At 39.9% G+C, this 11,437-nt stretch carries 7 protein-coding genes, 1 tRNA gene and 1 pseudogene; 5 read left to right on the top strand and 4 right to left on the bottom strand.

Annotated features, from left to right (window positions below; genetic code table 11):
• Window positions 1-133: 133 nt before the first annotated feature.
• Window positions 134-210 (top strand) — tRNA-Val (locus BCG07_RS11750).
• 108 nt (window positions 211-318) lie between these two features.
• Here the strand turns inward: BCG07_RS11750 and BCG07_RS11755 are convergent.
• From BCG07_RS11755 to BCG07_RS11770, 4 genes and pseudogenes are all read right to left on the bottom strand, one after another.
• On the bottom strand, window positions 319-2,034 hold the full coding sequence (locus BCG07_RS11755) for a glycoside hydrolase family 9 protein (protein WP_286890254.1): 1,716 nt from the start codon (window positions 2,032-2,034) through the stop codon (window positions 319-321).
• Between the two features lie 77 nt (window positions 2,035-2,111).
• Complete coding sequence (locus BCG07_RS11760; protein WP_286890256.1) at window positions 2,112-3,422, bottom strand: putative glycoside hydrolase; 1,311 nt, start codon at window positions 3,420-3,422, stop codon at window positions 2,112-2,114.
• Window positions 3,419-4,581, bottom strand: a pseudogene (locus BCG07_RS11765) (IS3 family transposase). The gene BCG07_RS11760 and the pseudogene BCG07_RS11765 overlap by 4 nt, the downstream one beginning before the upstream one ends.
• A gap of 51 nt (window positions 4,582-4,632) precedes the next feature.
• Entirely contained in the window at window positions 4,633-6,624 is a 1,992-nt protein-coding gene (locus BCG07_RS11770; RefSeq protein WP_286890259.1) for an LruC domain-containing protein, read from the bottom strand.
• A 258-nt stretch (window positions 6,625-6,882) separates the two neighbouring features.
• Here BCG07_RS11770 and BCG07_RS11775 point away from each other — a divergent pair, with 258 nt between their 5' ends.
• The 4 genes from BCG07_RS11775 (at window position 6,883) to cobA (ending at window position 11,323) form a co-directional block, all read left to right on the top strand.
• A complete protein-coding gene (locus tag BCG07_RS11775) occupies window positions 6,883-7,119 on the top strand; it encodes a hypothetical protein (protein WP_008131282.1) in 237 nt (78 codons plus the stop codon).
• A gap of 410 nt (window positions 7,120-7,529) precedes the next feature.
• Window positions 7,530-10,103 (top strand): nitrite reductase large subunit NirB, encoded by a 2,574-nt coding sequence (gene nirB / locus BCG07_RS11780; RefSeq protein WP_286890262.1) that lies wholly within the window; start codon window positions 7,530-7,532, stop codon window positions 10,101-10,103.
• Window positions 10,090-10,443 (top strand): nitrite reductase small subunit NirD, encoded by a 354-nt coding sequence (nirD, locus tag BCG07_RS11785; protein ID WP_286890264.1) that lies wholly within the window; start codon window positions 10,090-10,092, stop codon window positions 10,441-10,443. The genes nirB and nirD overlap by 14 nt, the downstream gene beginning before the upstream one ends.
• 10 nt (window positions 10,444-10,453) lie before the next feature.
• The gene (gene cobA / locus BCG07_RS11790) at window positions 10,454-11,323 is read left to right on the top strand and encodes a uroporphyrinogen-III C-methyltransferase (RefSeq protein ID WP_286890266.1); all 870 of its coding nucleotides are present in this window, start codon (window positions 10,454-10,456) and stop codon (window positions 11,321-11,323) included.
• Window positions 11,324-11,437 lie beyond the last annotated feature (114 nt).

Here is an 11,437-nt window from a genome sequence, read left to right on the forward strand (position 1 = left end):
GATGTATAATTGAAGGAAAGAGCACTACCTACTCTTGACCACCCGGTCCAAGGGTCAGTGACTCTAATCCACTCAGTCGTACCAAATTTATTCTGATTTATTGAATAAGTTATATTTAAGAACCTCAAATTGTACGACTGTAGCTCAGTTGGTTAGAGCACTACCTTGACATGGTAGGGGTCGGTGGTTCGAATCCACTCAGTCGTACCAATTCAAAAAATATAAACTCAAGAAAATCTTCTCCCTACTTTTATAGCGCTTTCCTTGGGTCAATAAATAGAATCAACTGAGTTGTGAAAATTAAAACTTATAAAGTTGCTAGTCAGAGAGCGCACCAAGTACATACACAAGTGGCGCATTCCAATTAATCGCAACCTCGTTAGTTGAAAAGCTACACCAATCGTCAACGTATGATTTTGCTGGCTCATTGAATAAGTAGTTACAATTATCTTGTTGTCCTGAATGAGGGCCTCCTACAAGCATTCCTGGTACAGGCGCAACAGCATTATCACTGTGTGAAATTCGATGATGTGGATACAAAGGTGTTTTAGTGCCAAACCCAGTAACAAAAGAGTACCCCGTAGGGTTTCGCCCTAATACATAATCGACAAGTCCATGAGCTGCATTTTTATAATCGTTATTTTTATTTATCTGAGCGGCTTGTAGCAAAACCATCGCTTTATTTAACGCGGCTGAGTTACTCCCCCATACAAAGTCTGATTTTTGCATAGCAACATTGTATGGACTGCTTTTATGTTGGTTTAAATATATATCAGCTAAGTCATTTTGCTTTATTTTAAGGGCTTCGTATTCTTGTTTAGATAATAAGTCCTTTGCTTTAAACAGCAAACTACTCAAAGAAAGGTACGATACATTTCGCCACGCTGGAGCCACGTAATCAATATTTATCTCTTTATAAATAGTGTAAAAGTTTTTATTTTTAGTGGTTATAAATAACTCTGCAGCGGCCCAAGCAAATTCATCCTTTAAATAATGATCTCCATATTCACCGCTTTTAATATCACTTGGTTGCTCGTAATATCGTGTTTGGTTTAGAAGCGCCCAACGCCATGCTTTTATGGCTGCATTTGAATATTGCTTACTCTTATTGGGGTAGTAAGGTTCAATCACCCGGCTAGCCATCGAAAGCGTAGCTGCAAAATTAAGGCTTGCTGCTGTTGATTTCCCTATTATTAAGCGTGGGCGTTGATCTTCATGTGGCATTTCATTCCCTGGCCATTCACGAGTTGTTAGCTTATGATATACACCCCCATCATCGCTTTGCATAGTGATCAGCCATTCAAGATTCCATAGGGCTTCGTTTATAATATCAGGAACGTTATCTTCAGATTCAGGTATGTTTAGGGTTTGTTTTTTATAAACATCAGGGTAATGTTCAAACGCTGCAAGCAGTGTATACGTGCTAATACCTGAGTTAACAACATACTTGCCATAGTCGCCTGCATCATACCAACCTTTTTGTGAGTCTATTCGTTTGCCTTTGTACCTTGGCTCAGCAGAAGGATGATAACCAATAATGTCATCTTTATGACCCATTGGTCTTGCATAAATTCCCGCGAACTTCTCTTCAATAGGAGTACTAGAGCGGTTCAAATAATAATATCTTAAAGCGGCTTTACTAAGTGAATCATAAACATCATCACTAATTCGAAATAATGAAGAATCTGCAACACCCTTTACACGCAAAAAATAGTGACCCGAAGTGACAACTTCAGAAAAATCGGCAAGCTTGTGACCATCATTGCCAGAAAGAGTCCATATTTTAGCTGCGCTCAACTGAGCGGTATAAACCACCTTGTTCGTTTTCGCATTAATTACATCAAATTGCGAAGCTGTTACGTTCGGTATTGCAACAATTTTTTCACTTTTATTTAAGTAGCCTAATTGATTAATTGCAATTTGCTGATTTGAGGATAACTTACTTAATTTACTGGGATTTTTTTTTACTAATACCGAGCAAGAGGTCAGAGCAAGCACATTCAGTAGCAGTAATGATAAAATAATATGTTTCATATGACCCTTTCGTATAAATAATGTCGAAGCAAAAAATAGAGCACTTGCTATTAAGTTATAATAAGTGCTCTTGTTTATTATTCACTGCACTTTAAAGTGGCCATTTTTTGCGCATTGGGTTCAAATTGAACATTAGCAATTCGTATTTTAGCTGCGCCTTCGCTTGTTAACACAAAGGGGGCACTCGAGCGTTCAAACTCCACTCCACTTTTAGCAAAGCATAATAAATCTATAGAAACGGTATTCCAGGTGTTCAATTTAAACTCTTTTAGCATGGGCGAAATATTCAGCTCTGCGCATTTACCTTTTGCGCATCCCATTTGAACATAAAGTTCATTTCTAGGAGGGGTTTCGACTCTCACATCAAACGTTAGCGCGCTTTTATTGATCAAATATTGAGATAGATCTTCTCGGTACCAGGATGAGCTAATCAGTACAGAAGCATTATTAGCACCACTCCACGTAAATTCTTTTGCATCACCTTGAATATTTTTATCGGCTTCAATCATCGTTAAGCCTTTAATATTTCCTGATGGCGTGTGGATGTCTTTTGTTTGTCCACCTGACTGCAATTGATAATTCCAGTCCCCTTTCGCTCTTCCTTGCATTATTTGATAAGGGGTGTTGACAGGTGTTTCAAAAATAAAGTCATTCTTTGTACTTAATTTATTAAGCATCACATTATCTTTATAGGTTAACCCAAATCCATATGCAAAAAGTGGATCATAGTTTTCATCGTAACGATTTAATACAACTTGTGATGCATATTTAGGCCATGAAAAGGAAAGCTTACCTTTAAAATCAAATTGAATATTGCCCTCATTATCTTTAAACAAAACATCAGCTACACCAACACCTTCACTACCAGGTAGCCAAGCTGCTACAAACGAATCTGATGCATTGATTTCTCTGTTTACCCATAAAGGTCTGCCCGATAAAAACACCGATACAACTTTTATACCTTGTGATTTTAATGACTCGATTAATTTGGCGTCACGGTGAGAATGAGCCTGATAAGCAATTGATTTTAGATCGCCAATCCACTCTGCATACGGATTTTCACCAAACACAACAATGGCAACATCTGGTTTTACATCAAAACTACCATCAGGGCTTAGCACTGCATTGCCGCCCGCTTTGTTTACCGCTTGCTTTATACCATCAAAAATTGACGTTCCCCCTGGAAAATCAGATTTAACATTACCTTCGCCTGTCCAGTTAATTGTCCAACCACCCGTTTGCTTACTCATATTTTCAGCACCATCACCCGCAATTAATACCTCACTATTTGGGTTAAGTGGTAAAAGGTTATTATTATTTTTCAACAACACTAACGATTCTCTAACTGCTTGCCTAGCAATTGCTTTGTGCTCAGGTGTTGTGGTCAACTAATTCCGGACAGTGAATTAAGTTTTTCTTCTGCTACAGCTGGGGCAACCATTTGATTATAGCTATGTGGTCTGTGCCAGTTATAGTAATTCATCAAATAATAGCTAATATCTTTTTCAGCATCTTGATAATTACTATAACCTAATGATGGAACCCATTCCGTTTTTAAACTTCTAAATAGGCGCTCCATCGGGGCATTATCCCAGCAATTTCCTCGGCGACTCATGCTTTGTTTTATACGGTAACGCCACAGCCTTTGTTGAAACCTTTTGGCGCTGTACTGACAGCCTTGGTCTGAATGAAACATTAGCCCAGATGGCCTGCCCCGTTGCTCGTATGCTCTATCTAATGCTTTAATAACTAAGTTAGTATCAGGCTTATCAGACATTGCCCAGCCAACCACGCGACGAGCAAATAAGTCGATAATAACAGCCAGATAAGACCATTTATTACCCGTCCAAATATAGCTTATATCTCCACACCAAATGTGGTTTGGACCATCAACGTCAAACTCACGATTGAGTATGTTTGGAATGTCTGCTCGCTCCACCGTCGCTAATTTATATGAATGAGGCCCTGGTTGTTTACAGACTAATTACAGGTCACGCATGATACGGCGTACCTTAAAGACACCAACAGGTAAGTCTGCGTCCTTTAGCATCGCCACCAACGTGCGGCTACCGGCAGCTCCACGACTGAGCGAAAATAACTCATTAATCGTCGACCTAAGTTGCACCTCTTCAAGCTTAATTGATGTCTCACGCTGCTTAAAATCATAAAAGCTCGAACGCGGAACATCAAACACGCTACAGACCATTTCTACAGACTCATGCTCACTTAAATGGCCAATCAACGAATATTGTTCATCTCGTCTGACATTAAGAGAGCGGTAGCCTTTTTTAAAATTGTTTTTTCTCTTTCAAGTCGATTAACTTTAGCTTCAAGCTCCTGAATTTTTTGTTGCTCAGGGGTAAGCGCTTTAGAGTTTGGTGTTGTGCCACCACGCTCATCTTGTAATTGCTTAACCCAGCGACGAAGGGCTGTTTCACCGACTTCTAGTGAGCGAGCAGCTTCTGGGAATGAATATCCTTCATCAAGGACTAATTTTGCTGAATCAAGTTTAAACTCTTGAGAAAAAGAGCGACGTTGTTTTGTCATAGAACACCTCTGTTTGAGTGGTAATAATACCACCTAAATTGGTGTCCGGTTTCATTGAATCACAACATCTGCGTTTGTAACGCTGTAAAGTGATGTATCAAACGCTTCAGTTGGTGCCTGGTTTTTAATGTGTACTTCCCATCCTCGGGCGTTTTTTCCGACTAAAAAATCACCGTGGTAAAAGCCATTAGTTGCAAAAATAAACGGGTCAAGTAGCGTACCGGGAGATGCACTTTTAGCTTTTGGTTCTTTTAAAGGAATGCTCATGCTAAAGGTAACTTTTACGTTTTCATCGCAATTATCTTCTGTTCTAAAGTAACTACAGCCCGACTCTTTTGAAACGTGAGCCCAGGTATCTTGCATGAAAATGAGGATAGCTTCGTTTCTACCTGCCTCCAAAGGACTCGCTGTTTGCGGTTGCCCGTCAATAATAAAGCTAATTGCATCTTCATCTACTTCGTCTCGTAAAATAGTGTGAGTGGTATTATTGACAGTTTCTTTTAATCTCACAGCAAAGCCATTATGGTATGTGGCTCCAATACCAATTAGTTGACCATCTATTTTATAGCCAACCACATTACTCCCTTCCATAAGCTGTGTGGTTCTGTAATTGAGCACTAGATCATTAAAGTCGTAATCACCTGCAAACGGCCATCTATCCTCAAATGCAAGGGTTACCCAGTCATTTTCGCCAGGGTAAACAGCGCTTGCATAAGTGGTAATTTCGTAATCTTCTACTTCGCCGCCCAGCACACCGCCTGTTGCCGTGATCAGCGACGCCTCTGTGCCATCGGTGACTCTGAATCGAGCCCATGTTTGGCCCGCTTTAGTGTTACTTGGCACCGTGATTAAAATGCTGTTATCGCCTTCATTTATGGCACGTTTAGTTACCATTCTTTCGTCTTCAGTAAAACGGCCATTTTGGTCCCAATCAAACCACGCATATAAAAAGCCAGAAGTAGACGCGTTAACAATAATTTGCGAGTCTTGCCCTGCCGAAATCGCCGTTACAAAACTTACGCCATCGTCTGAATCGTCAATAGGAGACAATAGTAAATCGGCATTGGTATTAATGTTTTCACCATCCACCGAGCTTCCCAAATAAATTAAATCTGAGCCGGTACTATTAGGGTCAAATAAATGCCTTGCGCCACTTTGCTCAAGGCTTGTGTTGTAAGGCGCTGGCGCGTCACCAAAATCAATTGAGCTATCAGTTACTTTTACTTCGGCAATGGCACAGCGCGCACCGTCGTTTTGACTTGATTTAGGCCCCGATGTAAATACATTTGCCACCGGGGTGTAGCCAACGACTGGGCTAACACTTAAATCAACTTTATGGATTTTACCGCTTTTATTGTTACTAAAATAAAACTGGCCCTTCACATCAAAATAAGCCGCGCCAAATGCGCCAGTATCATCGCCTACATCAACTTGAGTAATTAACGTATGGGTATTTGCTGCAATATCTATTTCGTATAAATTGCCATTTGGCTCAACCGCATATAAAAGGTTACTAGCTGGGTGAAAGGCAAAGTCATAAATAGACAATTTCCAAGTGTTTGTATTGGTTAACAAACTTGCCGTAATAGATGCATCTAAGTCACCATCTAAATTAATACCATATAGGCCAAAGTTAGGATGATAAACATAATAGGTAGCTCGTTGGTCATTGCCCTCACCTACAACTTGTATATCACCGACGTAAAAATTAGTGGCAGGTAAACCTTGTACGTTTAGCCGCTTCATTTCGTAGTTGCTGCCAAGCTGCACTACGCTACCAGGCGTTTGCTTACTGTAACCGTACATGTATTGATCTTTATAATTAAAACCAACTGCATTAACGCTGTTAGTATTTAATTCGTTAGCGAACGTTAGCTGCGATGCTAAAACGGTAGGTTTAGCTGAAACTAAATCTATTCCGTATAGTTGCGCGTTAGCATCTTGCATTAAAAATGCCTGGCTGGGGCAAGACTCGAATGGTTGACTGAGCACAGCGCATGGAAATATAACTAAGCATGCTGTTGCAAGTTTATTTAGTTTCATAATTTAGCCCTTAAAAAGTTAAGTAATTAAACTGTTGCAGGGTCTATTCCAAAACTTAACTTTATGAATTTATTATAAATAAAATAAATTCAGTATAATCCTAATGCAGTTTGCAATTGACAAGTTTGCATTTTGCAAAATGTGAGAGAATACACTCGCATGTTTACTTACAATTTAAGTATTATTTTTTACCAATAACTATGCTTTACTATTATTGGTTTACGCTAATTAGCTGAGCTTTTTGATTAAGGGGGAAAAATGAGCATTGTTACAGATATATTTTTATGGCTTTTAATTGAAACAGCCTTCGGTTTCTTGTTTTATGCAACAGGTTGTATGCTGTTAAAAGTTACAACGTTTGGAAGCTATAAAATGGAATTTAAAGATTATGCTAGTTTTAAACAAAGGAAATCCAATAAAGTAGTGCCGGTTATTGCGCTAGGCGTTGGCTTCTATATAACTATGATTACCCTGCTCGCTTTCATTAATAGTTAACTACATAGCTAAAAAACACGTTAGCGCTTATCACTGGTTAAATGGATGTTGCACGCAACACACCCATATGAGTAGCTCCCACAATTTAACAAAACAATGGGGATAACTCTCACTCATTTTCAAAACATTAAATATATTTTTTACTGCACTAATTAGTACTAACCTTGCACCTAAAGTGTTCGTTTTTAAATCTCTAAATCCTAAAAGCACATTAATATAACTATTAATCAACAGCTTAAAGTTATGGCTAGGTTATTGCTTTATTGAACACTAAGCACGTTAATTAACGGCATACATATTGGTTGAAAAAGCAACCAGAGGCAAAGAGGCCCGTACACAATTGTATTTAATTACAATTGTGACGGGCTTTTTTGTGTGTAAAATTTAAACCGTCACTGAAGGAATGCCTAATGCAAACCGCGCAAAAAATACTAATAATTGGCAATGGTATGGTCGGACATCATTTTGTAGAAAAAATGCGCCAAAGCGATGCTAACGCAAACATCACCGTTTTGTGTGGTGAAGCAAATTTAGCTTACGACCGTGTTTATTTATCAAGCGTATTTGATGGTAAAACAGCAAACGATTTAGCGCTAACAACTTTAGAAAATTATCAACAACTCAATATTAATGTATTCACTAACCAATGGGTTGAAGGCATAGATAGAGTAAACAAAGTTGTTAATACTCAAACAGGCGATCAATACCCGTACGATAAGCTTGTACTTGCTACGGGCTCGTTCCCGTTTGTCCCGCCAATTAAGGGAAACGATCAACCACATTGTTTAGTTTATCGCACCCTAGAGGATTTAGAGCAAATAAAAGCCAGTGCCGCAGCCAGTAAAAGTGGTGTAGTTATTGGTGGTGGTTTATTAGGACTTGAAGCCGCGAACGCCATTAAACAATTAGGACTTGATACACATGTTGTTGAATTTGCGCCGCAGCTTATGGCTGTCCAGCTAGACGAGCAAGGCGGCACGCTATTAAAAAATAAAATAGAAAAACTGGGTGTGACTGTTCATACATCAAAAGCGACCAGCGAAATAGTTAAAGGTGAAACTAGCCGCTTTAGATTAAACTTTTCAGACGACACTTATTTAGAAACCGACTTAATTCTATTCTCTGCCGGTATTCGTCCTTATGATCAGCTAGGTAAAGTGGCTGATCTAGAGCTTGGGGAGCGTGGCGGTATAGTTATCAATAACCAGTGCCAAACATCAGACCCTGATATTTTGGCTATTGGCGAATGTGCCCTATGGGACAAAAAGTTATTTGGCTTAGTGGCGCCGGGTTACAACATGGCTCGCGTTGCAGCAAGCCAGCTAAGTGGCGGCGAGCTTGAGTTTTTAGGTGCAGATATGAGCACTAAATTAAAACTATTAGGTGTAGAAGTAGGATCTATTGGTGATGCGCATGCAAAAACGCCCAACTGCAAAGAGCTCATTTATCAAGATCCAATTAGAGATTGCTACAAAAAAATTATATTAAATGAAACTGGCGATAAGCTTTTAGGCGCTGTCCTTGTTGGCGATACCAGTGATTACGATACGCTACTTCAATACATGTTAAACGACATGGACTTACCAGAGCACCCTGAATGTTTAATTTTACCAGATAGCGCCGGCGCCCCTTCTCTTGCGGGCAGCGCCCTACCCGATACAGCCACTATTTGTTCGTGTCATAACGTGAGTAAAGGCGACATTGTGGGAGCTATTGATGGTGGCTCATGCGATTTAGCCTCAGTTAAATCATGCACCAAAGCTGCCAGCGGTTGCGGTGGTTGTGCAGCGTTACTTAAATCGGTAGTTGACGACGAACTGGCAAGTCGAGGCGTTGAAGTAAATAATCACCTCTGTGAGCACTTCGCGTATTCGCGTCAAGAATTACTCCATGTGGTTAAAGTAGAAAGCATCAAAACTTTTGATGATTTAATAGCTAAACATGGCAGCGGCCATGGCTGTGAAATATGTAAACCCGCAGTGGCCTCTATTTTAGCCTCAACATGGAACGATTTTATCCTAGAGCCAACACATGTAGGTCTTCAAGATACAAACGACACCTTCCTTGCCAATATGCAAAAAGACGGCTCTTACTCTGTTGTACCGCGTATTGCTGGTGGTGAAATTACACCCGACAAACTCATTGTCATCGGTCAAGTAGCTAAAGACTTTAATCTTTATTGTAAAGTGACTGGCGGACAACGCATCGATTTATTTGGTGCACGTTTAGAAGAGCTGCCTGTTATTTGGGAAAGACTGATTGATGCTGGCTTTGAGACAGGTCACGCTTATGGTAAATCTCTGAGAACGGTTAAGTCTTGCGTAGGAAGTACATGGTGTCGTTATGGCGTACAAGACAGTGTAGGTCATGCCATCGATATCGAAAACCGTTATAAAGGATTGCGCTCTCCTCATAAAATAAAAATGGCAGTGTCAGGCTGTACCCGCGAATGTGCTGAAGCACAAAGTAAAGACATTGGTATCATAGCAACTGAAAATGGATGGAACTTATACGTGTGTGGTAACGGTGGCATGCGCCCTCGCCATGCAGACTTATTTGCTACCGACTTAGATACAACCACGCTTATAAAATACATTGACCGTGTATTGATGTTTTACATAAAAACCGCCGACAAGTTACAGCGTACTTCAGTATGGATGGAGAACTTAGAGGGCGGCCTTGATTATCTCAAAAGTGTAGTGATTGACGACAGTTTAGGTATTTGCCAAGAGCTTGAAGAACAAATGGATTTGGTAGCGAATACATACGCATGTGAGTGGAAAAAAACAGTAGACAATCCAGAAGCAACAAAACGCTTTCGCCAATTTGTTAATAGCCCACAAACCGATGACAACATTTTGTTTGTGCAAGAACGTAATCAAATTCGCCCAGCCACAGACGCTGAAAAACGCGAACAACAGATAACTCAAAACCGTATTGCGGTAACAGAAACACAAGAGGAGCAAGCTGATGTCTTGGCATAATATTGGAACAACCGATTGCCTTGTTGCTAACAGCGGCGTATGCGCACTAGTTAAAAACCAACAAGTGGCTATTTTTTACCTACCACAAAATGAATGCCCTTTATTCGCAGTCGGTAACTATGATCCTATCGGTAAAGCGAATGTGTTATCGCGCGGAATTATAGGCTCTTTCAGTAATAAATTTGTTGTGGCTTCACCTTTATATAAACAGCATTTTTGTTTAGAAACAGGCCAATGTCTTGAAGATGAGTCAATTCAAGTCCCCGTGTTTGATATTAAAATTGAAGACGGCAACGTATTTATAAACGCTGAGCCTAAAGCAATAGCAGCTGTAGCTTAGAGGAATAATTATGAGTGTGCTCTCTTATTTTTCGGGTGTTGAAAACATCTGGTTAAACAAAGTAATTAACAAGCTAACCAATGGGGTTGAGTTTACCGACAAAAAAGCTAAAAATGGCCATGTTTATATTATTGGTGCGGGCCCAGGCGATGCCGAACTCATTACGGTTAAGGCTCAGCGATTAATTCAATCTGCCGATATTATTTTGTATGACTGGCTAGTAAGTGAAGATTTACTAAACACACTACCTAAAAAAGCACAGCGAGTATTCGTAGGCAAACGCGCTGGTAAACACTCTATGTCGCAAGCGAATATTTGTGATCTTTTAGTTAAGTATGCTCAACAAGGGTTAAATGTAGTGCGCTTAAAAGGCGGCGACCCGAGCATTTTTGCTCGTATAAATGAAGAAGCTGACGCGCTAACACAAAATAATATTAGTTTTGCAATTGTTCCTGGTGTGACAACCGCTTGCGCTGCATCGGCATATACAGGTATTCCCTTAACTGCTCGTGATGTAGCTCGCAGTGTAACTTTTTTAACCGCTCAATTTGCCGATCCTAAAAAGTTACCTAATTGGCAAAATTACACATTTATGCAAGGTAAAAACAACCCAACACTTGTTGTTTACATGGGGCTGAGTAGGCTTAACGAATTATGTGAAGGCTTAAAATCAGTAGGTTGGCCCGACAACACTTCTATTGCCTTAATAGAAAATGCAACAACAACTAACCAAAAAATAATAACAGGGTCTATTAACGATATATCGAATAATGAATCAGTAGCTACGTTAATGGGGCCAACGCTCATTATCATTGGTGAAGTAGTTAATCATACAATGAATATTGACCCAGCGCTTTTAGTGCAACATGTTAACGCTTAACGCACTATCCGTGCTTATTCTTCCCCAGGAATAAGCGCGTTTTTTAATACCGGTACACCGTGTGGCAAAACTCTTTTTTAATGCACCAAAAAGGGGCTTTTCGTGTTGCTAAAA

It is taken from the genome of Pseudoalteromonas sp. ESRF-bin5 (assembly GCF_002632075.1).
Taxonomy (GTDB): Bacteria; Pseudomonadota; Gammaproteobacteria; order Enterobacterales; family Alteromonadaceae; genus Pseudoalteromonas; species Pseudoalteromonas marina.